We start from the raw sequence: 26322 nt of genomic DNA on the forward strand, positions 1-26322 counted from the left end.
GATTAAGGTGCCCCCGAGTTGGCCAAATAATGGACGATCAGGCAATAGGACTCAGGAAAGACAGAGCCGCCGGCAAGGCCGACAACGTCAAAGTGGACTTGATCGCCTTTGTGGTCGCCGTAAACGGCAGTCAACCCTGTGTCCTCACCATCGGCCAGGCGGACACCTTGCCCTCCGGTCCCTTTGCGCTTGAGCACCGATCGCTGCAATCCGGCTTGAGGGGGTGGGTCGAGCAGCAAACCGGCCATCGGCTGGGGTACATTGAGCAACTCTACACGTTCGCGGATCGGGATCGCATCGGCGCCGAGCGCCAGCAGCGCGTCATCTCCATCAGCTATCTCGCATTGACGCGCAAGGAACAGGCAGCGGGCTCGCCCAAGTGCGGATGGCAGAGTTGGTATGAATATTTTCCATGGGAGGACCACCGCTCCGGCACGCCTGCGGTCGTGCTGGACGTTCTGCGGCCGCGCCTGATCGAATGGGCAAACGGGGTTGGCGATTCGGCCACGCGACGTGAACGCTGGCAGCGGGCGACGATAGCCTTTGGCTTCGACGACCGCCTTTGGAACGAGGAACTCACGCTTCAACGCTATGAGTTAGTCTACGAAGCAGGCCTGGTCCAAGAGGCCGTAAGAGGGCGGGACGCAGGACCCCCGCCGCTGGTGCCCAGCAAGTCCATGGTCGCCGATCATCGCCGCATCGTGGCGACCGGCATTGCGCGGCTGCGCTCCAAGATCAAATACCGCCCAGTCGTCTTTGAGCTGATGCCGCCGGTCTTCACGCTTTTGCAGCTGCAGCGAACCGTGGAGGCGCTCGCCGGCAGGCTCATCCACAAGCCGAACTTTCGCCGACTGATCGAACAGCAGGAGCTGGTCGAGGAGACCGGAGAGGCCACCACTGAGACCGGCGGCCGGCCAGCGAAGCTTTTCCGTTTCCGCCACGCCGTTCTCGACGATAGGCTCATCGCCGGGACAAAATTGCCGCTGGCGCGGGGTTGACATCCCTTATACTCACAGCAAGTATATGCTGGTTATTTTCAGTTAGAGTATAAGCGGGAGGGGGTCGATGGGCGCCATGCTGCCTACGGCCGCGTTGCTCTACGAGCGCGTCCGACGAGTGATCCCGCCGAGCGAATGGCCGGCTTTCGCCGAGGATATCGAGGCGATCCTTGCGCTGAAGCGCGAGCGCAACGCGATCATCCTGGCGCACAACTATCAGACGCCCGAGATCTTCCACTGCGTGGCCGACATCGTCGGCGACAGCTTGGCACTAGCCCGCACGGCTGCGACGGTCGAGGCGCAAGTCATCGTGCTGGCCGGCGTCCATTTCATGGCCGAAACGGCCAAGCTCCTTAATCCGGGCAAGACCGTGCTCATTCCGGATCTCAGCGCCGGTTGCTCGTTGGCGGACTCAATCACGGCAGAAGACGTGCGCTTGATGCGCCAGCGTTATCCCGGCGTTCCGATCATCACTTATGTAAATACGTCCGCCGGAGTGAAGGCCGAGTCGGATATCTGCTGTACATCCGGCAACGCCAAGGCGGTCGTCGAATCCCTTGGGGTTCCCCGGGTGATCATGTTGCCGGACGAATATCTGGCCCAGAATATCGCCGCCCAGACAGATGTGCAGATCATCGCCTGGAAAGGGCGTTGTGAGGTGCATGAGCGCTTTTCACCGGCCGACATCCGCGAGTTGCGCGAAAGCCATCCCGGCGTGGTCGTGCTCGCCCATCCCGAATGCCCGCCCGACGTCGTGGCTGAAGCCGATTTTTCCGGCTCGACGGCTGCCATGTCCGACTATGTCGAAAGGCAAAGGCCGCCACGTGTCGTGCTGATGACGGAATGCTCAATGAGCGACAACGTCGCGTTAGCGCACCCAGAGGTCGAGTTCATCCGGCCCTGCAATTTGTGCCCGCATATGAAGCGGATCACGCTTGCCAACATCCGCACGGCGCTCGAGCAGAACCACCATGTCGTAACCGTCGAACCCGGGACCGCCGGGCGCGCGCGGCTAGCGGTCGAACGGATGCTGGCAGTTTGAGCGCCGACCCCCGCAGCTTCTTCGGGCGGCCCATCATCATCGGCGGCGGCATCGCCGGACTGATGACCGCGCTTCAACTGTCGCCGGAGCCGGTGCTTCTTCTGTCAAGGTCGCTGCTGGGAGCTGACAACTCGAGCACCTGGGCCCAGGGGGGCCTGGCTGCAAGTTTCGGCGAAGACGACGATCCGGCAGTGCACCTGGCCGATACGGTTGCCGCCGGGGATGGTCTCTGCGACAGAGACGTGGCGAGCCGCATCCTCCAAGCCGCGCCTAAGGCCATAGAGGGGCTTGCGGGCTTTGGGGTTCGCTTTGACCGCACGCCGGAAGGATCACTGTGCCTCGGATTGGAGGCCGCACACAGCCGACGTCGCGTCGTTCATGCGCATGGGGACGGCACCGGGCGTGAGATCATGCGTGCGCTGATCGCGGCTGTGCGTTCCACTCCGTCGATAGTTGTCGTGGAGGGCGTGGAAGCGCGCCGGCTCGCCGTGCGAGAGAATGCGATCCGAGGCGTCTGGGCGAGCTGTTCGATCGCACCTTTCTTCTTCGGCTCACGGCGGGTCGTCCTCGCCACCGGTGGCATCGGGGGACTGTTTCTCGACACCACGAACCCTTGGGGCAGTTGCGGACAAGGCCTTGCGCTTGCGGCCCGCGCTGGAGCTGTCCTAGCCGACCTCGAATTCATTCAGTTCCACCCGACCGCGCTTGACGGCCCAGAACGCCCTATGGCGCTGGTCAGCGAGGCTGTGCGAGGCGAAGGTGCTGCCCTGATCGATGAAACCGGCCAGGCTTTTCTCGAGAGCGTGCCCGGGGCGGAACTTGCGCCTCGCGATGTCTTGGCCCGCGCCGTGTGGAACCATCTTGCGGACGGCCACCATGTTTTTCTCGATGCCCGACAACGGCCAGGCCCGGCATTCGCTCGACATTTCCCGACAATCGCATCAGCCTGCCTTGGAGCGGGCATCAATCCCGCGCGCGATCTCATCCCCATTCGTCCGGCCCAACACTACCACATGGGTGGCGTTGCCGTGGACAGCTCGGGCAGGACCTCCGTCAAGGGGCTGTGGGCCTGCGGCGAAGTCGCTTCGACAGGACTGCATGGCGCCAACAGGCTCGCCAGCAATTCCTTGACGGAGGCAATCGTGTGCGCCCGCTGGGTCGCTGAAAGCGTCGCCGGAACGCCTGCGCGCAGAACAAGGCCTGCGTTTGTGAACGTTTACCCACCGCCCGCTCCGATAGCCGTGCGCGTTTTTCTGTCGCGCGCACTCGGCATCGTCCGGGATGGTCAAGCGTTGAAAGCAGCCGCGCGTGCCTTATTGCCGCTCGCCGAAAGCAAGGATGCGGTCTCGGATCCGGCGGCTGTCGGGCTAATGATTGCTGTTGCCGCCTTGTTGCGCGAAGAAAGCCGCGGCGCTCATTACCGGACAGATTTTCCTCATCATGCGACTGCCGCCCGACGGTCCGAAATCACGCTCGAAGCCGCCTTGGCGGCTGCGCGGGAACTCGGACACTCGCCAAGCTCCGAAGGTGCAAAGTGATGATGCTCTCACCGCTCCCCACGGTCCTGCTTGAGCCGCTTGTACGGGCATCTCTTCTTGAAGACCTTGGCAGAGCCGGCGACTTGACCACGGACGCCATCGTCCCGAAGGATTGCCAAGCGGGAACCGTGTTGGTGGCGCGACAGTCCGGAGTTGTCGCCGGCATCGATCTGGCGATGCTCGCTTTCGGCTTGATTGATCCTGGTGTCGAAATCTCCGTGGAGCGGGCAGACGGCTGCAATGTCGTGGATGGAGAGGTCATTGCATCAGTGGTTGGCCCGGCCCGGGCCATTCTCACAGCCGAAAGGACGGCACTCAATTTTTTGTGCCATCTGAGCGGCATCGCCACAGCAACGGCATCGATCGTCGCTGCGGTTCGTGGATATGGCGCGAAGATCGTCTGCACCCGCAAGACGACGCCCGGATTGCGGGCAGTCGAAAAGTATGCCGTGCGCGCAGGTGGCGGGTCCAATCACCGCTTCGGCCTGGACGATGCAATTTTGATCAAGGACAACCACATCGCCATCGCAGGCGGCGTCCGGCCAGCGCTCGAGCGAGCACGAAGAGCGGCCGGTCATCTCGTCAAGATCGAAGTCGAGGTCGATACTCTGGCCCAGTTGGAGGAGGTACTTGGCTTCGCTCCCGATGCGGTTCTGCTCGACAACATGTCCCTCCCCGATCTTCGCCGCGCCGTCGCAATGGTCGGTGGCCGCGCTATCACCGAGGCTTCTGGCGGGATCACGTCGCATACAGCGCGAGCGGTTGCCGCGACCGGCGTTGATCTGATTTCGGTCGGCCGACTCATCCACAGCGCGCCGATCCTGGATATCGGCCTCGACCATCGGGGCTCATGATTGTCTGAGTAACGAACAGGATCGGGTCAACTGTCCTTTCTTGATCATCATAGTCTGATAGCAAAGACCCGCAAGACAGACCGAAGGAACAGCATGGAGATGCAAACGGCAAGTTCAACGCAGACATCGCCACAGGCTCAATCCCCTGCCCCCCCTGACCCTGGAGCGTGGACCTTGGAGAAGGCTCAGGCACTTTACCATGCCCCCTTCAACAATCTCCTCTTCCTGGCGCAGACGGTGCACCGCCAGAATTTCGATCCAAACAAGGTCCAGCTCAGCCGGCTGCTCAGCATCAAGACCGGAGGATGCCCGGAGGATTGTGGCTATTGCAGCCAGTCGGCGCGTCACGAAACCGGGTTGGAGGCGTCCAAGCTGATGGATGTCAGGCGCGTCATTGCCGAAGCGACCAAGGCGCGTGATGCCGGCGCCACCCGTTATTGCATGGGCGCGGCCTGGCGAAACCCCAAGGCGCGCGACATGGATGCGGTGGTGGCGATGGTCGAAGGCGTCAAAGCGCTGGGCCTGGAGACCTGCATGACACTCGGCATGCTCGATCTTGAGCAAGCCGCTCGACTGAAGCAGGCGGGTCTCGACTACTACAACCACAACATCGATACGTCAGAACGCTACTATAGCGAGATCATCGGTACGCGGAGCTTTGCCGAGCGGCTCGAGACGCTCGAGCACGTTCGCAAATCCGGCATCAAGGTCTGCTGTGGAGGCATTGTCGGCATGGGCGAGGAGCCGGTGGACCGGATCGACATGCTGGTGACTCTGGCCAATCTGCCGGAACATCCGCAAAGCGTTCCGATCAACATGCTGATCCCGATCGCCGGTACGCCGCTTGCAGACGCCAAGCCCATTGAGCCGATCGAATTCGTGCGCGTGATCGCGCTGGCGCGCATCATGATGCCGAAATCGCATGTCCGTCTGTCCGCCGGCCGCACCGCGATGACCGACGAGATGCAGGCGCTGTGCTTTTTTGCCGGCGCCAACTCGATCTTCGTCGGCGACACGCTGCTGACGGCGGCCAATCCCGGTGATGACAAGGATACCCTGCTGTTCCGGCGCCTTGGCATCGATCCGATGGAACTCGAGGCGCAATGAACGGGGCGCCGCTTACCCGTTATGATGCGACCTTGCAGGGGCTAGCGCGCAAGGACCGGCTGCGGAGGCTTTCGCCCCGCGCCGGGCTGGACTTCTCGTCGAACGACTATCTCGGGCTGGCCGCGTCCAGAAGACTTGGCGATGCGGTTGTGGCGGCGATTGCGCGGGGCACGCCGGTTGGCGCCACCGGGTCGCGGCTGTTGCGCGGCAATGCACCGGAACACGAGCAGCTCGAGGCAGACGCGGCGGCATTCTTTGGAGCCGACCGCGCGCTGTTCTTCGGCAGCGGCTACATCGCCAACTTCGCTCTGCTGAGCGCCCTGCCGCAGAAGGGCGATCTTTTGGTCCTCGATGAGCTCGCCCATGCCAGCATGCATGAGGGTGCGCAGGCCGGGCGCGCGCAGTTCGTGCTGGCCGCGCACAACGACGCCACCGCTGTCGAGGATGCGATTACACGTTGGCGCGTCGCAGGCGGCATGGGATGCGTCTGGATCGTGGTGGAAAGCCTTTACAGCATGGATGGCGACTGCGCGCCTTTGGAGAGCCTGGTCGCGCTTGCCGATCGGCACGGCGCATTCATCGTCATTGATGAGGCGCATGCCACCGGCGTCTGGGGACCGGACGGCCGGGGGCTTGCCGCCGCTTTCGAGGGCCGCGACAACATCGTCGCGCTCCACACCTGCGGCAAGGCGCTCGGCGCATCTGGTGGGCTCGTGACCGGGCCGAGGGCACTGTGCGAATATCTGATCAACCGTTGCCGGCCATTCATCTACGCGACCGCGCCATCGCCACTGATGGCGGTCGTGGCGCGCGAGGCACTCGCAATGCTCGCCGACGAGCCTATGCGGCGTGTTCAGCTGCATGAACGCGTCGCCAGCGCCGGCCGGTTGGTCAATCGCTGGGGTGTGACACCAAGTGGCTCTCAGATCCAGCCCTTAGTAATCGGCGATGTCAGGCGCACCATGGCAGTGGCGGCGCGCCTACAGGCCCGCGGCTTCGACATACGCGGCGTTCGTCCTCCGACCGTGCCCGAGGGCACGTCGCGGCTGCGCATCTCACTGACGCTCAATATTGGCGAAGCCGACATTTCCGCCATGGTCGAGGCGCTGGTCGAGGTGTTGGCCCAAACATCACCGGAGGCGATATGACCCAACGCATCGTCATCACCGGAACGGATACCGGAGTTGGCAAGACCGTGTTTGCGGCTGGGCTCGCCGGTTTGCTGGACGGCTTTTACTGGAAACCGGTGCAATCGGGCCTCGACGGCGAGACCGACAGCGAGGTTGTCGCGCGGCTTGCCGGCTTGCCCTCAGAGCGCGTGCTGCCGGAAGCCTACCGCTTGCGGAGCCCGCTGTCGCCGCATCGTTCGGCCGAGATCGACGGCGTGGCGATCAAGGCTGCCGATCTTGCTTTTCCCGTCCTACCGACGCCGCTCGTCATCGAAGGCTCCGGCGGCCTAATGGTGCCGCTCAACCGGCGCACAAGGTTAATCGACATCTTCGCTGAATGGCGGCTGCCCGTTATTCTGTGCGCCCGCACCACACTCGGCACCATCAACCACACCTTGCTATCGGTCGAGGCGCTCCGCGCCCGCTCCATCCCGTTGGCGGGCATCGCTTTCATCGGCGATGAGATGGCCGATACGCAACGGACCATCGTGGAATTCAGCGGTGCGCCGCAGCTCGGCAGGCTGCCGCACCTCGATGTGCTGACGGGCAAAACACTGAGGGACGCAATGGTTGCCGGCTTCGCCTTCGCCTCGATTGCTGGAGGTGACTGATGTCGCAGTCTCATGTGTGGCATCCCTTCACCCAGCACGCGCTCGAGCCTGCGATCCCAGAAATCGTCCTGACTGAGGGCGCCTATCTCCACAGGGCCGACGGCGCCCGCATCCTGGACGCCATCTCCTCCTGGTGGGTCGTCACACATGGCCACCGCCATCCCCGCATCATGAAGGCAATCGAGACAACCGCGTCGAGCCTCGACCAGATTATCTTTGCGGGCTTCACGCACGAGCCGGCAGAGCGCTTGGCCAAGGCGCTTGTCGGCCTCGCTCCCGCTGGACTCGACTGGGTGTTCTATTCCGACAGTGGCTCGACCTCAGTCGAAGTCGCGCTGAAGATGGCGCTCGGTTATTTCCGCAACATCGGCGCGCCGCGCTCGCGCATCGTCGTCATGGAGCACAGCTATCATGGTGACACGATCGGCACGATGAGCGTCGGTGCGCGTGGCGTGTTCAACGCCGCCTATGAACCCTTGCTGTTCGAGGTCGACATCATCCCCTTTCCGGCCGCGGGGCACGAGCAGGAGACGCTGGATCGTTTCGAGGCTGTGACCCGCGATCGACGAGCCGCAGCCTTGATCGTCGAGCCGCTGGTGCTGGGCGCCGGCGGCATGCTGATGTATCCAGCATCGGTTCTGGCCGAATTGAAGAAGATCACTGAGGCCTCCGGCTCGCTGCTGATCGCCGACGAGGTGATGACCGGCTGGGGACGCACCGGAACCCTGTTCGCCTGCGAGCAGGCATCGATTTCTCCAGATATCCTGTGCACCTCCAAAGGCTTGACCGGCGGCACCATCCCGCTGGCCGTAACGCTTGTCACCGATGCCATCTTCCGGGCGCACTATTCCGAGGACCGGAAGAAGACGTTTTTCCATTCGAGCTCCTACACCGCCAATCCGATTGCCTGTGCGGCAGCACTCGCCAATGTCGAGATCTGGCGCGACGAGCCAGTGGCCGGGCGGATCACGGCCTTGAGCGTGATGCAGGCCGTCGGGCTGCAACGCTTTCGGGACAATCCATATTTTGCCGATTGTCGAGCCACGGGAACGATCGCGGCGCTCGACCTGCGAACCGGTTCCGCAGGTTATCTCGCCGAGATTGGTCCGAAGCTGCGCGCTTTCTTCCTCGAGCGCGGCCTGCTTGTGCGCCCGCTCGGCAATGTCCTCTACCTTCTGCCACCCTATTGCATCGCAGGCGACGAGCTCGAACGACTCTATGACGCCATCGAGGAGGCCGGGGAACGCTTCGGGTCCAGGCCGTGAGCAAGTCGTCGCGCATTCTCGGACTTGGCCATCACGTGCCTGGGCGCAAGGTGGCCAATGCCGAGATCGAGAGCAATCTCGGCCTCGAGCCGGGCTGGATCGAAAGGCGTACCGGAATCCGTTCGCGCTTCTGGGCAACGGACGAAGACACGCTGTCGGGTCTTGCCACCCGGGCTGGCGACATGGCGCTGGTGAACGCCGGTATTGCGCGCCACGACATCGGTCTGCTGTTGCTTGCCACCTCGACGCCCGACCATCTTCTGCCGCCAAGCGCGCCGCTGGTCGCACACAAGCTTGGCCTTGGCCGCGCAGGCGCGGTCGATCTGACCGGCGCCTGCGCCGGCTTCATCTATGCGCTCATGTTTGCGGACGGGTTCACCCGCCTGCATGGCAAACCAGCGCTGGTCATCGCCGCCAACATCCTCAGCCGCCGCATCAATCCAGCCGAGCGCGCGAGCTCAGTCTTGTTCGCCGATGCCGCCGGCGCCTTGGTGATCGGTCAGTGCGATGATGCTGATCGGGGCATTCTCGGTGCCTCGGTGGCTTCGGACGGCTCGCGCTACGGGCTGATCCAGATTCCCGCAGGAGGAAGCAACACGCCGTTCCATGGCGACCTCGACCTCGGGCAGACCCGGATGACGATGACCGACGGGCCCGAAGTGTTCGCAAAGGCCGTCGAGATGATGACCGATTGCTCGACAACCGCGCTAGCCACTGCGGGAGTGCGGCCACACAATGTCGGCCGGTTTGTGCCGCATCAGGCCAATACTCGGATTTTCGGCGCGGTCGGAAGAAACCTCGGCATTGCGGACCAAGCAATTGTCAAGACGATTGCCGAATACGGCAACTCTTCGGCCGCGACGGTCCCGCTGTCGCTCTCGCTCGCCAACCAGATGAAGCCATTCCAGCCAGGAGAGAAAATCCTTCTGGCGGCGGCGGGTGCGGGTCTCAGCGGCGGCGCTCTCGTGGTTGGAATCTAGCCGGCCGGCTCACGCGCGCAGGATTGGTCATGAATGGCAATAGGAGCAACAGAACCAATGCCAAAATGGCCTTCTGAAGCTCGACATGACCAAGCTGAGGCAGCACGACCCGTGCGAGCCTCTGGATGAGTTCAAATGCAACACCCATTGCACCAATCGTACCATCTGAATAAAGCTCAATTACAAAGGGTGAGCCGCCCCATATATGTCGGATACCCGACATTGTTCACATAAAAGGCTCGATGCTTACACGCTCTTTGCTGGCTGCTCTTTGCTGTCTTCTCTTTTCTCTTTGCTCTTTGCTCTTCCGTCTTGACTAGCAGGAGCCTGCGGCTTATCTCATTGCCGCGTTAGCACTCGCTTCGGCTGAGTGCTAGGCATGCTCCGGCAACGGAGCACCGTTCAACATCCGCACCAAGGAAATCCAAAAATGGCAAAGTCGAATTTCCGGCCGCTGCATGACCGCGTGGTCGTACGCCGGGTCGAATCCGAATCCAAGACCGCCGGCGGGATCATCATCCCGGATACGGCGAAGGAAAAGCCGCAGGAAGGCGAGATCATCGCCGTCGGCTCCGGCGCTCGCGACGAAGCCGGCAAGCTGGTCCCGCTGGACGTCAAGGCCGGCGACCGCATCCTGTTCGGCAAGTGGTCGGGCACCGAAGTCAAGCTCAATGGCGAAGACCTTCTGATCATGAAGGAATCCGACATTATGGGCATCATCGGCTGATTATCGGCCTCACCGTCAACTGAATTTCGGGCTTGATCGCAAGCCCCTGCCAGGAGCTAAAAAATGGCTGCCAAAGACGTAAAATTCTCCCGCGATGCCCGTGAGCGCATGCTTCACGGCATCAACATCCTCGCCGATGCGGTGAAGGTGACCCTCGGCCCCAAGGGCCGCAACGTCGTCATCGACAAGTCGTTCGGCGCACCGCGCATCACCAAGGACGGCGTCACCGTCGCCAAGGAAATCGAACTTTCCGACAAGTTCGAAAACATGGGCGCGCAGATGATCCGCGAAGTTGCTTCGAAGACCAACGACATCGCCGGTGATGGCACCACGACCGCGACCGTCCTGGCGCAGTCGATCGTCCAGGAAGGTAACAAGGCGGTTGCCGCCGGCATGAACCCGATGGACCTGAAGCGCGGCATCGATCTGGCCGTGATCGAAGTCGTCGCGGCTCTCGGCAACGCTGCCAAGAAGATCAAGACCTCCGAGGAAGTTGCCCAGGTCGGCACGATCGCCGGCAATGGCGACGAGTCGGTCGGCAAGATGATCGCCGAAGCGATGCAGAAGGTCGGCAACGAAGGCGTCATCACGGTTGAGGAAGCCAAGACCGCCGAGACCGAGCTGGAAGTCGTCGAAGGCATGCAGTTCGACCGCGGCTATCTCTCGCCCTACTTCGTCACCAACGCCGACAAGATGGTTGCCGAGCTCGAGGACGTCTACATCCTCCTGCACGAGAAGAAGCTCTCCAACCTCCAGGCCATGCTGCCGGTTCTCGAAGCCGTCGTGCAGACCTCCAAGCCGCTGCTCATCATCTCGGAAGACGTCGAAGGCGAGGCTCTGGCCACGCTGGTCGTCAACAAGCTGCGCGGTGGCCTGAAGATCGCCGCCGTCAAGGCGCCGGGCTTCGGTGATCGCCGAAAGGCCATGCTGGAAGACATCGCCATCCTCACCGGTGGCCAGGTCATTTCGGAAGACCTCGGCATCAAGCTCGAGAATGTCGGCCTCAACATGCTCGGCCGCGCCAAGAAGGTGTCGATCTCCAAGGAGAACACCACCATTGTCGACGGCGCCGGCAAGAAGGACGAGATCCAGGGCCGCGTTGCCCAGATCAAGCAGCAGATCGAAGAGACCACGTCGGACTACGACAAGGAGAAGCTGCAGGAACGTCTCGCCAAGCTCGCGGGCGGCGTCGCGGTGATCCGCGTCGGCGGCGCGACGGAAGTCGAAGTCAAGGAAAAGAAGGACCGCGTCGACGACGCCCTCAACGCGACCCGCGCGGCCGTGGAAGAAGGCATCGTTGCAGGCGGCGGCGTCGCACTGCTGCGCGCTTCGGCCAACATCAAGGTCACCGGCGTCAATGCCGACCAGGCTGCCGGCATCAACATCGTTCGTCGTGCACTGCAGGCTCCGGCCCGTCAGATCGCTTCGAACGCAGGTGCTGAAGCTTCGATCGTTGCCGGCAAGATCCTCGACAACAAGGGCGCGACCTACGGCTACAACGCCCAGACCGGCGAGTATGGCGACATGATCGCCATGGGCATCGTCGACCCGGTCAAGGTCGTGCGCACAGCTCTCCAGGACGCGGCCTCAGTCGCCGGCCTGCTCGTCACCACCGAAGCCATGATCGCGGAGGCTCCGAAGAAGGAGTCGGCTGGCGGCGGCATGCCTGGCGGCATGGGCGGCGGCGGTATGGGCGGCATGGGCGGGATGGGCGGTATGGATTTTTAATCCAGCCCCTATCAACTTACAGCGGACAGGGCGGCAGCAATGCCGCCCTTTCCTTGTGTGCCGAACATGATCGACACCTTGCAGTGCGTCCCGAGGATCTCGTTCAAGCCTCACCGCATGGTCGAGAATTAGGATCTTGTCCGATCGAGCAATTCGCGGGCTCAACCTGGTCAAACCGGCGCCCCCTACGAACTGCCCGATCCTTGAGGATTCCGCTGCGCGACAATCACGATGATTCATTCAGTTGGTAGCTATAGGCGGTGAATCATGAGGGGCATTGAGGAGCGTGGCAAGGCGCCCATCTCGGCATTTAACTCCATCGAGCGTGATATCAGGGACAATTCTCTCATCGGAACGGCAGCTGGCGTTGTAGAACCCGGTGAATCATCCTGTTCTATAGTGGAGCAGACGCGCTCTGAGCCTCAAGATCAAGCGTTTCCTCCTCTGAGTATCCTTGATCTGCCGCTGGACATTCTCGTTGATATTGCTGAGCGGCTCAGCCCGATGGATCTGCTGAGGATTTCGGTACACAAATCAAGAGCTGCGTGTCGCCGCGATGATAGTCGCAACGTCTCAAGAAAGGCGGATTCAGGTTCAGGCCATCTGTGGCAGCCTTGCAACGGGGCTCCAGCGGCGTCTCATCCTCCTCGCCGAAGGGCTTGAGCCCAGGTCTCAGACCATTGCCCTGGAGGGCCTCGGAGCAGGCGTGGGTGGCGGACATAGCAGCCTGTCGCATACCTATGAATACGGCTGAAGCAGACCGATGGCTGCGCGTCGAAGCCGGAGCCGTCGAGTTCGCGGACAAACGTGAACTGCGCGATCTTGCTGAGCGTGTCGAGCAGGTCGCGGATCGCCGTCAACTTCAGCCGATCCAGGATTGCGATCAGCAGGTCATGATCTAGGGTCGTCATCACCAGCTCCCTCCGGCCACCGCTTCGTACTCGGCGAGTGGCCGCAGCAAGGTGGCCGGGGGTGATCTTGATGCGCTCGGCGCGCACCGGCCCTTCGAAGCCGGCAACGCCGACAAAAGGCTCTGTCGCAAACCTGGAAATGGGGTTGTGAACGGCCATTTCGGCCTGTCCGTTAGGCAGCCGGATATCGAAACAGCGATCGACAGACTTGTAGGCATACCTCGCCTGTCGCTTGCCCATCATGTGGATCATCTCGATGCCGGAGATGATAACCACGTCGTTCGCATGCGACTTGAAGCCGAGCATTGATCGAATGCGGCGCTTGATACGCCGGTGATCCTGTTCGATCCGATTGTTGAGATGCCGGCTATTGCGGATGCGGATCGGCTTCAGCGGTCGCCGCGATCGCTGCCGCAGCCGGCTTTCAGCGTCGCAGGAAAGGATTGCTTCGTAATTGGTCTGGCTGCCTCGATGACGATGCGCTCCGGCCGGCCATGGCGCGTCAGCGCCTTGCGGAGGAAGCGTTGGGCCGCCACCAGGTCACGGTTTCGCTAAAGAAGAACTCGACCGTGTCGCCGAGGATGTCGATAGCGCGGTAGAGATACATCCATGGCCGCGGACCTTGATGTACGTCTCGTCCATATGCCACTTGCTGCCGACCACACGCTTGCGCCGGTTGAAGCGCTCCAGCAGCTCGGCGAGAAGTGGGCGACCCAGCGATGCCTGGAGTGGTCGACCTTCAACGCGTTCGGCCATCATCTCTTCCAGATCGCGCAGGCTCAGAGTGTAGGCCAGGTACCAGCGCACGCACAGCAGGATCACCGACTGGTCCAAATGGCGGCCCTTTAACATGACGTGCTCCTACACAGCTGAGGCGTTTTTCTTGCCATGCTCGCTTACAAAAAGGTTTGCGACAGAGCCGTTCGAACCGCATGCCGACACCATCGTCAAGGGCGGCCGCGATGTCCATTATGGCCACAAGCTCGACCTGACGACGGGCAGGCAGTCTGTTCTTTCAATTTGGACCAACTATGCGGATGCCGCCTCAGTCAATTCAAGAATGTAACCAATGCCGCGCACGGTCGTGATACGTGGCGTTGCACCTGACCTACTCAGGTGTCCACGTAAGCGATAGATTCCGACTTCAAGCGCGTTGGCAGATACCTCGTCGTTGAACGAATAGAGGTGATCTTCCAACTGCGCACGAGGCACGATCCGGCCTGCACGGATAAGCAGATGCTCTAAAATACATAGTTCGCGGCGTGCGATCTTCAGAGGATGACCCGAGACGGAAACCTGTCGGCCGATCGGATCGAAATTGAGATTGCCAAATACAACGATGGGGTCGGTCACCTGTGTCGACCGGCGCAGAATGGCTCTCATTCTGGCGATGAGCTCATCGAAAGAGACGGGCTTGAGCAGAAAGTCGTCCGCGCCACCGTTGAAAATTGCAATCCGCTTCTCGAGATCGTTGATGCTACTCATAATGAGGGTTGGAACTGAATGCCCGTTGCTCCTTAGCTGTCTCAGCCAGCCCAAGCCATCGCCATCTGGCAGAGCCAACTCCAGCAGGAGAATTTCATAGGTTGCGCAACAAAATGCCCTCGACGCCTGTTCCAGGTTGCCAACTACATCAACGGCAAAACCGCTATCCCCGAGCGCAACTCGCACAGCGCGCGTAAGATCCACATGATGATCAATGAGCAGCGTTCGCATTTCACGTCCTATCAAGGTCGGACAAGTCACCGTCCGCTGTAAGACCGGGGCGACAGCAGAAGTCGCGCAACTCTTCGTAGTTTTCGTAACGCTCTTTCCGATGGGTGATCGCGGGAGCATGCAAGCCGCACGCCTGCAATAGTCGGGGATGGAACACGTGAAGACCTGTTGACGGGCTGAAACCGTCCGTCGGCCAGCCCACAATGCCACCGACTCTGCCTGCGAGTTCTCTGCGCATCGATCCTCCTATGGGTTGCGTCGCAAACTCCAGCTGAGGTCGCAAGGGTGCGGCTTTGTTCATTGAGGACCCCCTGGAGGCAATACCAGGAGGATTCCCTATATGGCACTTCCCGATTTACCACCGGTCATTCCGAACCACGTTCGGCGGCTTTGAAGACACTCATTGAGCGCGGCTAGGTAAATCAAGGGTACGACCTGCCGGGTGTCGATGCCGCTTTTGAAGCAGGCATCGGCACCAGCTCGGGGAGCGTCGCCCGCGCAATTCAGCGGACGCGCTCGATACACCCAGTCGAATCGTGCCGCAACTTGCCGCGCCGACAAGGCGCCCGAAGACTTCAGACTGGTGACCGAAGGTCTACGCCCAGTCCTCCTCCCATTATCCACCTCCGTCAAATCAAAGTGGACGTTCAATCTGAACAAATTACGCCATCGTATCACAAACGACTTACCGATCCCCGACGTGCTCTAGCCTTAGTGCTTGTTAAGAAGGTCGGCTACTGTCTCTCCGCGTCGCCGGGCATCGGCGGCGAGCCACACCTCCCCCACCTCATACACGTCGCCGTGGGTACTGAACGGCACAATGACGTCAATGGCAGCCGACAGGAGGTCAAGAAGCGTGTGGTCTTCCACAGCAGCTCCTTGCGGGCTGCTCTTGACGAGTGAAAAGAGCTTTTTAAAGCCTTGGACCGGATCCGCCCCATGAATCGTTGATATTGATCCCGCATGGCCGGAGACGACTTCGCTAAGGTAGGCCCAAGCAGCATCATCGCGCATCTCGCCAAGCAATATTCGATCAGGGCGCATGCGCAAGCTGGCTTGCAACAGTTGCTCGGCTGTCACCGCACCTACGCTTGCTCGGTCTTTCGGATAGAGTAACCGGACATGGTTCTCGTGCGAGATTGCAAGTTCGAGCGTGTCCTCGATACTTATCAGCCTCTCTTGCGGGGGTATAGCGTTGATCAAAGTCTTGCTCATTGTCGTTTTGCCGCTTCCAGTAGGTCCGCAAAGCAGCATCGTGAGCCGCCCGCAAACGCATGCTCGCAAAAATTGCTCCAAGTCACCATGGTCGTAGTGCTGAAGAATCGTTTCGTCCTGCCGCTCTTGACGCTCCTTTCGTGACCGCCATTGATTCCAACGCGAGTATTCGTAGCGAGAAGAAACTTCCTTGAGTTCGGTCACACGACTTGAGGGACGCCGTATCGTCAGGCTTACTGTTCCTGAGGGAACAGCGGGCGGCAAACAGATCTGCAGCCGCTCTCCGTTCGGCAGCTCAGTCGCACAGAGGGGGCTTTGCGGTCCGACATCTTGCTTGCGCAGCGCTCCAGCGAGGATCGCGATGTCCTCCAGATCGTCATAAGATAGCGGTAGCGGATGTTTCGTGAAAACGCCGGCCTGTCGGACAAAGGCTTCCCCAGGCCGGTTGATAGCGACCTCTTCGGTCCTTGGCTCCTCAAGCCATTTCAAAACAGGGTTGAGAAGCAAACGCAATTGAGGGTCAGCCTCCGGTCGCATTGTTGTCTCTCCGGCGTTGGCGATGTTGGGGGGCTGGCGCCACGGCGATCGGTCTAAGATCGTATACATCTGAGAAGTCGAGGTCCCGAGCCACAAAGATGGATACAGCATCTCCCTGGTTTTTCTTCAGAGTTGGCGGAACGTTGATCGTTGCTCTAAGGGTCGTGTCAACGGCTTGTCCGGCGTTGCTCTGGAAGCTGTTGATGCCGCTTCCTCCACCTGAGCTGCCAGCGTATTGACCGGCGGCCTGAAACGCGCCTTGAATGACGCTCATGAGCATTGCTCCGCCAAAGCGCTGCCAGAAGTGATTATCCACCGTGCCAGGCATTCCGGAGCGGCCGAGCTCGTCAGCGCCCGGCGACGCTAGCGAAACGAGGGCATGGTCAGGCGTTTCGATGCGCGTCCACAGCACGAAGACACGCGCATCCCCCTGTTGGAGACCACGCTGGATCTCGCCAATCACGGTCGTCCCGCGATCCAAAAGCACCACGTTGTTGGTGGCGCCGCGGACGTCTTTAGGTAAGACGCACTTCACATAACCCGGTAAATTTGTGTCGACTGCCGTTTGCAAAATGCAGGGAATTATCGTTCCTTGGGTAATCACGAGATCAGGGTGCGGCAAAAGTGTGGCCCGGCTTGGCTCCTGTATATCTGGCTTCAATCGCCCCGTCAGATCGCCAGCGTCTGAAATCTCATGCGAGGTCGCGGGAGCATCCCTATGGTTGTCTTCGCTCCGCTGACCGTCGTTGGGCATTTGACCGCTGCCACTGTAGGCGAAAATTGGTGTTTCCTCCGGCGGCGGATCAGCTGGCGCCGGAGGCGGCGTGGATGGCGCAGGATCTCCTGCCTGCGCCGCCTGTACGGGTGCTGGAGCTTCGGGAGCAATCTCAATCGGCACGGGGCGGAATGGCTCGGCGTCGGCGACAATTGGAGGTTTTGGCTGAGTTGGCTCGTCTTGTGTGCTGGGACTACCGCCGAGCCAGATGAGCGATAGAGATGAGATGAGAACAAGAGCAGCGACGGCCAACTTCTGCAATCCCGAAACATGCCGGCGGGCCGGCTCCGAGACCATCGATCCTGAGGCATGGACATCATGTCCCGACTGTGGGCCGGTTTCATTCATCGGCCGGGCCTTTCAAAACGCGCCACACGTCGGGTGTCACTGTACCGGTCCCTGGCGCTCGTCCCACAGGGTCATAAGCCCTGTTGAAAATGGACAAGACCGTATTGCCATCTCTCAGACGCCATTCCCGGGCGACTGCGGATACTTCAACATAGTCTCCTTTGACCGTGTAATTGGCAGCGGCTTCCTTGCCGTCGGGATTGATAATGTAGAGGGAGGGTATGCGGGAATTGCTTGCGAAGCCAAATACGGTGGTAAAGCCATTATCGAAAACTTCCAGCGGCGCCAGCGATCGATCGCCCTTTGCGACGTAATGAAAATTGCTTTCGTCCGGACTGGTAGTTGCGGCGGGCCGATTCAACAAATCCTGAACTCTCTCGTCGCGCAGCACTTTCGCCCGGGCCTGACCAAGAATCGAGCGCCTTTCTGCGTCCTTTCTCTGAGCAGCAGCCTCATCAGCAGGATAGGTGAACTGCACACTGTAGTATAGGTCAGGTTGCTGCTCATCGAGTTTTGGCATCGCTCTCGTTGAAATACTGAAGACGTATCTCCGTGTACCGGACTCACTCTCGGCCAGCACGATGACCGGCTGCGGCGGGAGCATCCGGCTAGCCTTAAAAAAGAGATAGTTGGCGCGCGGGAGCGCAGCCAGGTCTTTGCTATTGGAAACGGCCACGGCTGCGACTGTCTCGTTGGCCGCGAATGTGACAACCAGCGTTGCCCCCACTGCGGTAGACAGGCGCACCACTTCGTCAGGACGGTAAGCCAGGTAGCGCATGCGCGCATCATGCTTGCCGGCAAGTGGTGTGTCTTCCGCGGACGCTTCCATCGTTAAGAAGAGCGAACAGACCAGCGCGAGAAACGCTCTTTTTGTCATGGCTGCACATAGCCCAGGTTCGATACGCTATCTTCCGAGCTTTGATAGGAAGTGATGAGTAGACCTCCCGGATTGGTGAGCCTCGATTGCCCAGGCAGACCCGTCAAGCGCTCGTAGCGGATGGTAGCTGTCCAGGTGGTCACTATCGGCATCTGCCCATCGACAACAAGCGTACGTTTGTAACGGATCTGTTGAACGTCCGGACTGATGTCGTTTGAAGAAATATGCCCGACCTCGAGCTTGCCGCGCTTGCCCACCGTGACTTGCGGCGAGGTGGGATTCGGATAGTTGAAGAAATCTTGATATTGCTGTCGCACAGCCGGCGCGCTGAAACTGGATACGAGGTCATAGCCGTATTGGGCTGTATCTGCTGTGTACCCCTCGCGCAGGCGTACATATTCCCACAGCGAAGCATTTATGACGGCTCGGTCTTGGGTTGCCGGCAGTCGAGACACTGACACTTCGCTGTCGACGGTCCCATCCGGCCGGACCCAGAGGAACACAGGTACGAGCTTGGCCAACGGGACCATGGCAGCGATGGTAAATGCCTGGGCAACATTTCCTAGGACCGCCGCTGCGGCAAAGGCTATCAGGGCCTTTGACAGGCGCCGCGCAGACTTCGCTCGTGAAGTTTGAAACGCTTCCACCTTCTTATAGTGGGCGGCTAGCGTTTCTCTCTCCACCAGAAGGGCATGTTCAGGGACTTTCACTTTGGCTCTTCCGCGCATTCGACCTGAAGATCCTCAGGGGTGGTTTCCCATTGTCCCACGTTCAGTTGGAATGGGGCACCCGCGCATGTCGCAAGCCCATGGCTCGTCTTGCAGGCGGCCAAAGCGAGGATTGACAGAAGTAGGCAATATTTCATGTTTTTGGCACCGAGCTTGTCGATTGATTAACCACCCGCCGTTTTGGCAAAGTGGCGATTGAGGCTGTTAAGAGGTCGGTTCGCACCTCCCCAAGAGCCGCCGGCGATGCTGCTGGCGATCGTCGGAAGCGCGACGATCAGAGCGTCACCAGCCAGGAAAAGCATGTCGAGCTCGTAAAGCCCGATGATCTTGGCTGCTGTCGTGCCCGAGAATTTGATCATCAAAAGCATGGCTGCCAGCGAGACTGCTTCGGCAGCGATTACTATCGTTGCAACGATGTTGAGGAGGAGAAGCAGCAGCCCGTACGAGAGCAGTTGGCCGATCCATCTGGTGGCTATGTCTCGAGTGTGATCAAAAAGGTAGCCTACAAGGACCAGGGGGCCGATCGTCAAGAGCACCTTCGTCAGAATTCCAACGGCATCGTAGATCTCGAACGCTGTCCACAGCGCGCCGTAGAAAATCCATTGCGCTCCCTCGAAAGCAAGTATGTCCTGGCCGTTCATAGGCCCAATTTCGGAAGCAATCAGCTGAAAGACATACTGGCTTGAAGCAAACATGAGATCGAGCTTCTGGGGGATTCCGATGAAGGGCAAGTCGCTGCCACTGATGTCGTGAGCCAACCTCGGAATCGTGTCGTCGAAGAGCGCTTCAATGTACTGCTGATAGTTGGCCTGCCCTAAGATAAGGGCGACGACAATCGACACCATGATTACGCGCGAGATACCCCCGCGCGCATCGACTTGACCACGCATGACCAGACAGCCTTGGATTATTATCCAGAGCGTGACACACGCAACCAGAGGCGCACTGACCGCCTCTTGGATGTTTTCAAGCACTTTGTGCAGCCCGGACGTGAAGGCGCCATGAAAGATCGTGTGTATAGTCGTGAATGGCGCGGGAATTTTGAAATTCATGGCGTGAGCCTGATGTGTCCCTGATCAGCGCAGCTGAGCCTGATGAACTCTGTGTGGTTTACGGGAGGATGCTAAACATATTAGCGGTGTCCTGATGTTCGCGACGCTGCGTGGCTGCCTCCTCCACGGCGTGAAGGCTCCCTTGTGCAGTGGCCATTGTCAGCAGACTCGTGGCCTGGACATTTTGGATCATCGCATCGTGAATCTGCTTGAGGACCAGACCGTTGGTCACGGTGGCCTGCATAATATTTCCCGAGCGGGAAAGCTGACCAAGCGTGCCGGCGTTATCCTTAAGGCGCTTGTCCATCATGCCCAAAGTGTCGGCTGCAATAGCTGCGGCATTGGCGGCCCCGGCGATTTGTCCCTGTAACAGTTTCGCTTCTGAATCGGTGCCGTTGACTATCCGATTTGGGTCCTTCGCAATGTTACGGGCCATAATCGAAGCTGGCGCCCGAGCATCAAACATCTGCTCCTCCAGCTTATTGCTCGACGGGTAGTGATTTCCTTGGTTCAGTGAGCTTAGCAGTCCCGTGACAGCGAATGACGACGTTAGAATTGTCACCATTTCAATCGTGGTAGCGAGCGTCTCGATTGACCTCTCAAGGATCGCCGCATTGGAAAGCGCTGTTAAGGTCGCTTGTGTTTCTGTTACAGGGTCGCTGACGATAAATTGCGAACGGGCCTGTCCGTGAAGCAGAAGAGAAGCAGCAAGGGTCGTTACTGCAAGTTTGGCAAATTTCATGAATATTCCTCCGTCAGTCTTGAACTTCGTGGTACCGGGCCATGAACTTGTCGAGCCACCCACTTGGGGCGTCTCCGTGCTGGTTACGAAGCTGGTCGGCAAAGCGCACTGTGTTGGCCCGCCCCGAGAGTACGGCTACATACTCGCGCATCTGCCCAAGATCGAATTCGCAAACAATACTCCCGCTATCGCGCTTGAGCAAAAACTTGCGGCTGCCGATTGCCATTCCCTGGCGGATTGCCTCGAACTCCTGCGCAGTGCACTTCAAGCCATCGACATACGCAGAGCGGTCCGCCGTCGGTGATGGGTAGAAAATTTTCGTCATACATTGCGCAACGAGACTAGCTCCGAGAGGCGATTCCAGAACGTGTTCAGGCTGCTGCGTTGCGAGTATCAACATGCCGTTGTTTTTGCGGACCGTGAGCAAGAATTTGTCGATAACGGCCGAGAATTGGGGGTTGAGTAGATAGAATCGAAATTCGTCGCAGCTCATGACGAACCGACGACCATCGACGATAGCGCCCACTCGATGCAGAAGGTATGCGGCGGCCGGTGCACAGACCTCCTCATATTCCAGGAGCTGCGTCATGTCGAAGCCCGTAATGGAGGCATCCAGCCTTACTTCGTCCACGTCGCCGTCAAAGGCCCATCCAAGCGCCCCCCCTCTACACCACCGCTGCAGCCGTGCTCCTGCGCCCTCGGAGGGGCTGTGCAATAGGAACTCGCGCAGGCCCGCAAGTGAGCGCATAGGGGGTTCGAACGAAAGCTGACGAACAATGCCGCGTTCCAGCCGACGGCTTTCCTCCGGCGAGATCGGACCACGGCCGTCACTCTCGATCAGGGCCATCAACCACTCGCGCAGAAAGTCCCGGGAGGCGGAGGTGTTGTCCAGTCCACGCAGAGGGGCCAAGCCGCTCGGAGCGCCTCTGCGCAACGCAAGATATGTCCCTCCCGTGGCTCGCACCAGCAGTTCACCACCCCGATCCTTGTCGAAGAAGACGATCGCACCATTGCGATCGACCAAGCTTTGCTCAAGCATCGCGAGGACAAAGGTCATCAGCGTCGTCTTGCCTTTGCCAACGGGCCCGAATATTGCCGTCATGCCGACGTCATTCTCATGGGGGATGTAGTCGAAAGAAGTTCCACCGTTTGTGCGAAAGCGCGCAACAGCATTGCCCCAGTGGCCGGAACTGGAACCGCTTGGGAAGTTCTCAAATGAGACGAGCCCGGCAAAATTGTGTGAGGTGATCGCCCCCGGGCGCGTGCGCCACCTGTTGTTCCCCGGAAGTTGAGACCAATATGCGGCCTCCATGCCGATGCCCTCTTGGACGATAACGGCGCCCGCGTCGGCCAGCCGTGCGCGGGCACTTGCTGCGCGATCTGCAAGGCTATTGAGGCTGTCGGCATAGACGCACAGGCTCAGATGATGCGAACCCATCACGAATTCGTTGCTTGCCAGTGCGTCCTCTGCCTCGGCAAGTTCATTGATCTGGGTGAGAGCCTTGTCGCCGGCACTCGTCATCTGGCTGGACTTAAGGCTTAGTTTGGCATGAGCTTGTGGGCGAGTGAGGAAGGAAAAGCTCTGGCTCAGGACAAGCGGGAAGTTGGCGGACAGCAAGGAATTTAGCATGCCCGGCCGCGTCGTCGCCGGATATTCACGGAACGAAAACAATGATCCGACGTAGCTATCCCCGGGCCTTCGAATCTCAAGCGCCCGCTTCCCGCAGATGACCTGGTCAGTGTAGATCGAGGCGCCAAGTGAGCCGGTAACCATCGGAACCGGAAGAAACCGGCAAGTCATCATGAGCCGAAGCGCCTCGCCGATTTCCGTGAAGAGCACGTTGCCTTTCTCACGAATGCCCAACCGGCGCAGACCGTAACCGCCGAGTGCGCCAGCAGTGATGTGCCAGAGGTCTTCCAGGCTCCGCATTTGGGTGGCTAGATCGTGCTCATTCCGTCTGCGGGACTTGGCAATCCGCAAGCCGATCTTGCCGATTGCGGTGCGGGGGGACACGATCAAAGTGAGGAAGTGATCGTTGCGAAAGAGCTTTCCCGACAGCACACGACGCTCGTAGGCCTCGCTCAGACTGCCAGCGAATGCACTTTGAAACTGGCGCGGCGCCGGCGCCGGCACATCGTTGTGTCTCACAAGATGAGCGTATATCGAGACATTGTCATCGGCGATGTTGCGCAAGAGAGTGTTGAACGCGCGGCAGCGCGAGTTGCGCATCTCAGCGTCTTCCAAATCAAAGGGCACACCGTTCACATGTGCCATGGCCATGATCGATCCGTTTTCCAGAAGGACAACCTGATCGCTTACGTGACCAACATACGGAAGGTAGATCTCGCCAGACCTCTCGGTCCGGCCGCTGGCGCCGAACATTACACCATTCCTCTTCCGCGTTTCGGCACTCTGATCGGGTTGGCGCTGACGCTTGCGCCTCCCCAGACCGGCCCGTCCACGCTTCTGCCGGCCGTCTGCAAATAGAGCAGCACGACGCTTGCCGCGTTATAGTCACGCTCAACAACCAGCCGTGCTCCGAACCAGAGTGGCGCGAGAACGATTTCGTAGAGCGGGTTCTGAAGGATGATGATAACAAGCCCAGCCAACATCATGAGCAATCCGGCCAGCGTCAGCGGCACCCCCAGAAACAGTGCGGGGCGCGTCGCCGCCACATAGAGGGTGCTCACTTCCAACCGGTCGCTCATCAGCCGCCGCCTATGAGCGCCTTGCCCAGGAAGCTGGCCCCGAACATGATGACGATCCCTCCAACGACACCCGCAACCAGGCCAAGTGAAGCACGACCGAACATCCAAGAGATACCGATGGCTACGAGCCCGAGCACGGCCAGTGATTGTCCAAAGGGGCCAAGTATGAACGTGCAGATATTCTGGACCATCTTGGCAGGATCCGTCCCTCCGGTCACCTGAGCCGCGGCTGGCCCGCTGTAGAAGACCGTCCACGCCGCGCCTGCAGCAGCGGCCGGTACATATTCAGCCGCCATGCGCAGCATGGAAAAAGGCGAAGGAACACGCGTTTTAAGCGCACGAAGTATCTTGAGTGGCGTCATCATTGCATCTCCATGTTTCAATCGAATACGAGTTTGTTCGGGTTCGCGGGTTCCCGTGCTTTCGCAGCCTGGCTGCCTGTCGGACCGGAGGGATCGGCCCCGGAGCGGTCTGGCTGATACGAGCCCCAAATGTCCCAAGAATCTTGGTTGGGCTGCTTCTTTCTATTGGCCTGTTGGCTCTGCTGGAGCAGAGGCGGCACGGCTTTCCGACCGGGTGCCTCAAGGTGCGGCACATCTCGAGCAGTCGGCTCCAGCGTTCGCTCAAGGAGACTTGAGATGTCCTTTGCGGCCGACTCGACCTTGCGTACATAACCGTTGGCGAAGCCACGCGTGACGTCGCCCGTGTTATAGGCCGAGATGGCACGGCGAAGCGCCAGTTGCTGTGCCACAGCAGTGGTGCCGCCGGCATACCGGCTTTCAAGCAAGTGGGCGGCAGCCGAAAGCGAGGCGCAGGGCTCGAAAGCCCTTTCCGGCGTAAGATTGAGCATGGCAAAGTTCTTGCTATTTATCTGCATCAATCCAACATCGACAGAATGTTGTGCTTCGAGGCGTTCCTTGATGCCCCGCGTGGCTTCCAGGTGGTCTATCCAGCGAAGCTGCTCACCTGTGGTGTTGTCATGAGCCACCAGCGTGTCAAAGCCACTTTCAATCTTGGCAATCGCGGCGAGGGTGGACGGCGCAACCCAGGGGGCGCATTTGCGCGACAGGCTGCGGAACTCACGCGGAGAAAGTGGCGCGGGCTCGGCTGGGAGTAACATGGATGTCAACAGGACGACGGCCAGCGGCCAAGCTGCAATAAACATTCCCTATCACCTACCTTTCCAAGCCGCCGGACGGGTTCTGGCCCTGTTCGGCACGCGCTTATCGGGGAGGTTTGTTACTGTGTGATGTTCAAGTTCAGCTTTTCGGTTTCAATTGAAGCAAAGACCGTGTTCGTATCAGCGTGGGTGAGCATCTTGCGCATGCGTGGGTGGCGCGGGCCCGATCAGCCAGCGACATCCGGAGCATCTTGGTACAATGACTCCTGTACAGGATTGCTCGTCCCGGCCGTCCGTTGCTCCTGGAGTGTGGGCCGCGACTTTGGCGTCATGGATGGTACTTCTGTCAGCGCCAAGCCAAGGACTAAAATGGGGAGCTTGGCGGGCTTGTTCAGGCTCGGGATCACCGTGGGGAATCGACTAAGGCGATAAAGCGGCCCACTTTGCCGGTATGCTGCCGGTCCTAAAAGAGCAGCCATGCGCGGCCCTGCACACTCAGATCATTGCTTGAGACGCGAGCTCGTCCGCGAAGCTGGCTCGAAGGCGCAAATCCGCGGCGGCGAGGGTCAACTGGGAAGACGTGGCGGCGCAGCCCATCCTGGTGCGAGCCTCGTTCAGCTGTTCGGCCGCCGCCGCCAAAGGGTGGATCATGCACAGTCCCATCGGCAGATAACCGCACGTCATTGACGGAGTCCGACGGCGCAATGGACAAGCATAGTGACACGCTCAAGATGGAGGAGTTGCAGTAACTGAGAAATGTTAGCCCGGACGATCACCGCAACCGGCGACCTGCCGGTCGCCGAACAGCATTTGAGGCCGCCGGCCACCTTGGACGAAGCCGGCTTGGCAGGAGACACACTATTTTGCACAAGGCCGCTGCAGCGAATCACGGTCTTCTTCCGCCGACCGCCTCTCCGATCAAGCCAAACGCCGCGCTGCTCAACCATGTCCGAGCTGGATCCACGAGCCGGAGGATATCGAGATGATCCAGATCCGCAAACTCCAGGATGACCAGGATGCAAGGGCATAGCAGGAAACTTGGCATCCATGAGGTCGAACTCGAGTGATATTGGCAGGCCTGCACCAACGGGGGAGCTCGAAGCGAAAAAGCGAAGGACCACACGGCAGGGTCATGTCGGCGCTTGGACCTGTCTGGTGGCCACGGGCTGCCTTGGTGCGGTCAATTCGCTGGGGATGAAAAGAACAGGACGAGCACGGCCTCACATTGGCCGCACGCAACGGCGAGTGGTATCAAGGAGCAGCTGTTCTGGGTCGGTGCCCCAGGGTTGCTCGGCAACAGGTTTAACAAGGGGATTCAAGATTGAAGGTGTGCCGTTGAAACATGTTCTTGTCATTGACGATGATGCCGCAATGCGGCGCCTCATCGCCGAGTATCTCACGATGCATGCCCTGAAGGTAACCGCAGTCCACGATAGCAAGCAGTTTGACTATGTTCTTTCACGTGAGCCAGTCGATCTCGTGGTTGTCGACCTTAACCTAGGCCGGGAGGATGGACTTGCGATCGTCCGCAATCTGGCGACAAAATCGGATGTTCCTATCATAGTGATCAGCG

At 60.0% G+C, this 26322-nt stretch carries 24 protein-coding genes and 2 pseudogenes; 12 read left to right on the top strand and 14 right to left on the bottom strand.

Going from position 1 to position 26322, the window contains the following annotated elements; genetic code table 11:
* Positions 1-29: 29 nt before the first annotated feature.
* From NKI32_RS28880 to groL, 11 genes are all read left to right on the top strand, one after another.
* Positions 30-998 (top strand): NUDIX hydrolase, encoded by a 969-nt coding sequence (locus NKI32_RS28880; protein WP_023673634.1) that lies wholly within the window; start codon positions 30-32, stop codon positions 996-998.
* 67 nt (positions 999-1065) lie between these two features.
* Positions 1066-2040 carry a quinolinate synthase NadA gene (gene nadA / locus NKI32_RS28885; RefSeq protein WP_352797856.1) on the top strand — a complete coding sequence of 325 codons (975 nt, stop codon included), beginning with the start codon at positions 1066-1068 and terminating at the stop codon, positions 2038-2040.
* The gene (locus NKI32_RS28890) at positions 2037-3578 is read left to right on the top strand and encodes an L-aspartate oxidase (RefSeq protein WP_353004760.1); all 1542 of its coding nucleotides are present in this window, start codon (positions 2037-2039) and stop codon (positions 3576-3578) included. The genes nadA and NKI32_RS28890 overlap by 4 nt, the downstream gene beginning before the upstream one ends.
* Entirely contained in the window at positions 3578-4432 is an 855-nt protein-coding gene (gene nadC, locus NKI32_RS28895; protein WP_352813341.1) for a carboxylating nicotinate-nucleotide diphosphorylase, read from the top strand. Before NKI32_RS28890 ends, nadC begins: the two co-directional genes overlap by 1 nt.
* 99 nt (positions 4433-4531) lie before the next feature.
* Complete coding sequence (gene bioB / locus NKI32_RS28900; RefSeq protein WP_502898010.1) at positions 4532-5539, top strand: biotin synthase BioB; 1008 nt, start codon at positions 4532-4534, stop codon at positions 5537-5539.
* Positions 5536-6687 (top strand): 8-amino-7-oxononanoate synthase, encoded by a 1152-nt coding sequence (locus NKI32_RS28905; RefSeq protein WP_353004765.1) that lies wholly within the window; start codon positions 5536-5538, stop codon positions 6685-6687. The genes bioB and NKI32_RS28905 overlap by 4 nt, the downstream gene beginning before the upstream one ends.
* A complete protein-coding gene (gene bioD, locus NKI32_RS28910; protein ID WP_023822512.1) occupies positions 6684-7319 on the top strand; it encodes a dethiobiotin synthase in 636 nt (211 codons plus the stop codon). Before NKI32_RS28905 ends, bioD begins: the two co-directional genes overlap by 4 nt.
* Positions 7319-8584, top strand: a complete 1266-nt coding sequence (locus NKI32_RS28915; protein WP_353004768.1) for an adenosylmethionine--8-amino-7-oxononanoate transaminase — start codon at positions 7319-7321, stop codon at positions 8582-8584. The genes bioD and NKI32_RS28915 overlap by 1 nt, the downstream gene beginning before the upstream one ends.
* Positions 8581-9564 (top strand): 3-oxopimeloyl-[acyl-carrier-protein] synthase BioZ, encoded by a 984-nt coding sequence (gene bioZ / locus NKI32_RS28920; RefSeq protein ID WP_352813346.1) that lies wholly within the window; start codon positions 8581-8583, stop codon positions 9562-9564. Before NKI32_RS28915 ends, bioZ begins: the two co-directional genes overlap by 4 nt.
* Before the next feature lie 430 nt (positions 9565-9994).
* Complete coding sequence (gene groES / locus NKI32_RS28925; protein ID WP_019863563.1) at positions 9995-10291, top strand: co-chaperone GroES; 297 nt, start codon at positions 9995-9997, stop codon at positions 10289-10291.
* Positions 10292-10354: 63 nt separating this feature from the next.
* Positions 10355-12019, top strand: coding sequence for a chaperonin GroEL (groL, locus tag NKI32_RS28930; protein ID WP_353004770.1), 1665 nt, complete (start codon positions 10355-10357; stop codon positions 12017-12019).
* Positions 12020-12657: 638 nt separating this feature from the next.
* Here the strand turns inward: groL and NKI32_RS31645 are convergent.
* The 14 genes and pseudogenes from NKI32_RS31645 to NKI32_RS29005 all read right to left on the bottom strand — a co-directional run bounded on the left by NKI32_RS31645 (position 12658) and on the right by NKI32_RS29005 (position 24794).
* Positions 12658-12930, bottom strand: coding sequence for a hypothetical protein (locus NKI32_RS31645; RefSeq protein ID WP_502898011.1), 273 nt, complete (start codon positions 12928-12930; stop codon positions 12658-12660).
* A gap of 210 nt (positions 12931-13140) precedes the next feature.
* Positions 13141-13782, bottom strand: a pseudogene (locus NKI32_RS28945) (IS6 family transposase); the annotation flags it as partial.
* A 177-nt stretch (positions 13783-13959) separates the two neighbouring features.
* The gene (locus NKI32_RS28950; RefSeq protein WP_353004775.1) at positions 13960-14646 is read right to left on the bottom strand and encodes a response regulator; all 687 of its coding nucleotides are present in this window, start codon (positions 14644-14646) and stop codon (positions 13960-13962) included.
* A gap of 711 nt (positions 14647-15357) precedes the next feature.
* Positions 15358-16398, bottom strand: coding sequence for a P-type DNA transfer ATPase VirB11 (virB11, locus tag NKI32_RS28955; RefSeq protein WP_353004777.1), 1041 nt, complete (start codon positions 16396-16398; stop codon positions 15358-15360).
* Complete coding sequence (gene virB10 / locus NKI32_RS28960) at positions 16382-17521, bottom strand: type IV secretion system protein VirB10 (RefSeq protein ID WP_353004779.1); 1140 nt, start codon at positions 17519-17521, stop codon at positions 16382-16384. Before virB10 ends, virB11 begins: the two co-directional genes overlap by 17 nt.
* Positions 17514-18398 carry a TrbG/VirB9 family P-type conjugative transfer protein gene (locus NKI32_RS28965; RefSeq protein WP_023679588.1) on the bottom strand — a complete coding sequence of 295 codons (885 nt, stop codon included), beginning with the start codon at positions 18396-18398 and terminating at the stop codon, positions 17514-17516. Before NKI32_RS28965 ends, virB10 begins: the two co-directional genes overlap by 8 nt.
* Entirely contained in the window at positions 18395-19108 is a 714-nt protein-coding gene (locus NKI32_RS28970; RefSeq protein WP_352793954.1) for a type IV secretion system protein VirB8, read from the bottom strand. The genes NKI32_RS28965 and NKI32_RS28970 overlap by 4 nt, the downstream gene beginning before the upstream one ends.
* Complete coding sequence (locus NKI32_RS28975) at positions 19105-19263, bottom strand: type IV secretion system lipoprotein VirB7 (RefSeq protein WP_081731114.1); 159 nt, start codon at positions 19261-19263, stop codon at positions 19105-19107. The genes NKI32_RS28970 and NKI32_RS28975 overlap by 4 nt, the downstream gene beginning before the upstream one ends.
* Before the next feature lie 27 nt (positions 19264-19290).
* Complete coding sequence (locus tag NKI32_RS28980; protein ID WP_023679586.1) at positions 19291-20178, bottom strand: type IV secretion system protein; 888 nt, start codon at positions 20176-20178, stop codon at positions 19291-19293.
* Positions 20179-20236: 58 nt separating this feature from the next.
* Complete coding sequence (locus tag NKI32_RS28985; protein ID WP_023673704.1) at positions 20237-20920, bottom strand: TrbJ/VirB5 family protein; 684 nt, start codon at positions 20918-20920, stop codon at positions 20237-20239.
* Positions 20921-20933: 13 nt separating this feature from the next.
* On the bottom strand, positions 20934-23303 hold the full coding sequence (gene virB4 / locus NKI32_RS28990) for a type IV secretion/conjugal transfer ATPase VirB4 (protein ID WP_353004781.1): 2370 nt from the start codon (positions 23301-23303) through the stop codon (positions 20934-20936).
* Complete coding sequence (locus tag NKI32_RS28995; RefSeq protein ID WP_023679584.1) at positions 23303-23629, bottom strand: type IV secretion system protein VirB3; 327 nt, start codon at positions 23627-23629, stop codon at positions 23303-23305. Before NKI32_RS28995 ends, virB4 begins: the two co-directional genes overlap by 1 nt.
* The gene (gene virB2 / locus NKI32_RS29000) at positions 23629-23934 is read right to left on the bottom strand and encodes a pilin major subunit VirB2 (protein ID WP_023673707.1); all 306 of its coding nucleotides are present in this window, start codon (positions 23932-23934) and stop codon (positions 23629-23631) included. Before virB2 ends, NKI32_RS28995 begins: the two co-directional genes overlap by 1 nt.
* 74 nt (positions 23935-24008) lie before the next feature.
* Entirely contained in the window at positions 24009-24794 is a 786-nt protein-coding gene (locus NKI32_RS29005) for a type IV secretion system lytic transglycosylase VirB1 (RefSeq protein ID WP_352793952.1), read from the bottom strand.
* Positions 24795-26084: 1290 nt separating this feature from the next.
* On the opposite strand from NKI32_RS29005, the pseudogene virG reads away from it, so the two are divergent.
* A pseudogene (gene virG, locus NKI32_RS29010) lies at positions 26085-26322 on the top strand (two-component system response regulator VirG); the annotation flags it as partial.

The sequence above is a fragment of the Mesorhizobium sp. M0761 genome (assembly GCF_040320205.1).
Classification (GTDB): domain Bacteria; phylum Pseudomonadota; class Alphaproteobacteria; order Rhizobiales; family Rhizobiaceae; genus Mesorhizobium.

Excerpts from the sequence above, each read along its gene's own strand:
- NKI32_RS28880 (WP_023673634.1), top strand. The coding sequence starts at position 30 with ATGGACGATCAGGCAATAGGACTCAGGAAAGACAGAGCCGCCGGCAAG.
- nadA (WP_352797856.1), top strand. The coding sequence starts at position 1,066 with ATGGGCGCCATGCTGCCTACGGCCGCGTTGCTCTACGAGCGCGTCCGA.
- nadC (WP_352813341.1), top strand. The coding sequence starts at position 3,578 with ATGATGCTCTCACCGCTCCCCACGGTCCTGCTTGAGCCGCTTGTACGG.
- bioB (WP_502898010.1), top strand. The coding sequence starts at position 4,532 with ATGCAAACGGCAAGTTCAACGCAGACATCGCCACAGGCTCAATCCCCT.
- NKI32_RS28905 (WP_353004765.1), top strand. The coding sequence starts at position 5,536 with ATGAACGGGGCGCCGCTTACCCGTTATGATGCGACCTTGCAGGGGCTA.
- bioD (WP_023822512.1), top strand. The coding sequence starts at position 6,684 with ATGACCCAACGCATCGTCATCACCGGAACGGATACCGGAGTTGGCAAG.
- NKI32_RS28915 (WP_353004768.1), top strand. The coding sequence starts at position 7,319 with ATGTCGCAGTCTCATGTGTGGCATCCCTTCACCCAGCACGCGCTCGAG.
- groES (WP_019863563.1), top strand. The coding sequence starts at position 9,995 with ATGGCAAAGTCGAATTTCCGGCCGCTGCATGACCGCGTGGTCGTACGC.
- groL (WP_353004770.1), top strand. The coding sequence starts at position 10,355 with ATGGCTGCCAAAGACGTAAAATTCTCCCGCGATGCCCGTGAGCGCATG.
- NKI32_RS31645 (WP_502898011.1), bottom strand. The coding sequence starts at position 12,930 with ATGACGACCCTAGATCATGACCTGCTGATCGCAATCCTGGATCGGCTG.
- NKI32_RS28950 (WP_353004775.1), bottom strand. The coding sequence starts at position 14,646 with ATGCGAACGCTGCTCATTGATCATCATGTGGATCTTACGCGCGCTGTG.
- virB11 (WP_353004777.1), bottom strand. The coding sequence starts at position 16,398 with ATGCGACCGGAGGCTGACCCTCAATTGCGTTTGCTTCTCAACCCTGTT.
- virB10 (WP_353004779.1), bottom strand. The coding sequence starts at position 17,521 with ATGAATGAAACCGGCCCACAGTCGGGACATGATGTCCATGCCTCAGGA.
- NKI32_RS28965 (WP_023679588.1), bottom strand. The coding sequence starts at position 18,398 with ATGACAAAAAGAGCGTTTCTCGCGCTGGTCTGTTCGCTCTTCTTAACG.
- NKI32_RS28975 (WP_081731114.1), bottom strand. The coding sequence starts at position 19,263 with ATGAAATATTGCCTACTTCTGTCAATCCTCGCTTTGGCCGCCTGCAAG.
- NKI32_RS28980 (WP_023679586.1), bottom strand. The coding sequence starts at position 20,178 with ATGAATTTCAAAATTCCCGCGCCATTCACGACTATACACACGATCTTT.
- NKI32_RS28985 (WP_023673704.1), bottom strand. The coding sequence starts at position 20,920 with ATGAAATTTGCCAAACTTGCAGTAACGACCCTTGCTGCTTCTCTTCTG.
- virB4 (WP_353004781.1), bottom strand. The coding sequence starts at position 23,303 with ATGTTCGGCGCCAGCGGCCGGACCGAGAGGTCTGGCGAGATCTACCTT.
- NKI32_RS28995 (WP_023679584.1), bottom strand. The coding sequence starts at position 23,629 with ATGAGCGACCGGTTGGAAGTGAGCACCCTCTATGTGGCGGCGACGCGC.
- virB2 (WP_023673707.1), bottom strand. The coding sequence starts at position 23,934 with ATGCTGCGCATGGCGGCTGAATATGTACCGGCCGCTGCTGCAGGCGCG.
- NKI32_RS29005 (WP_352793952.1), bottom strand. The coding sequence starts at position 24,794 with ATGTTTATTGCAGCTTGGCCGCTGGCCGTCGTCCTGTTGACATCCATG.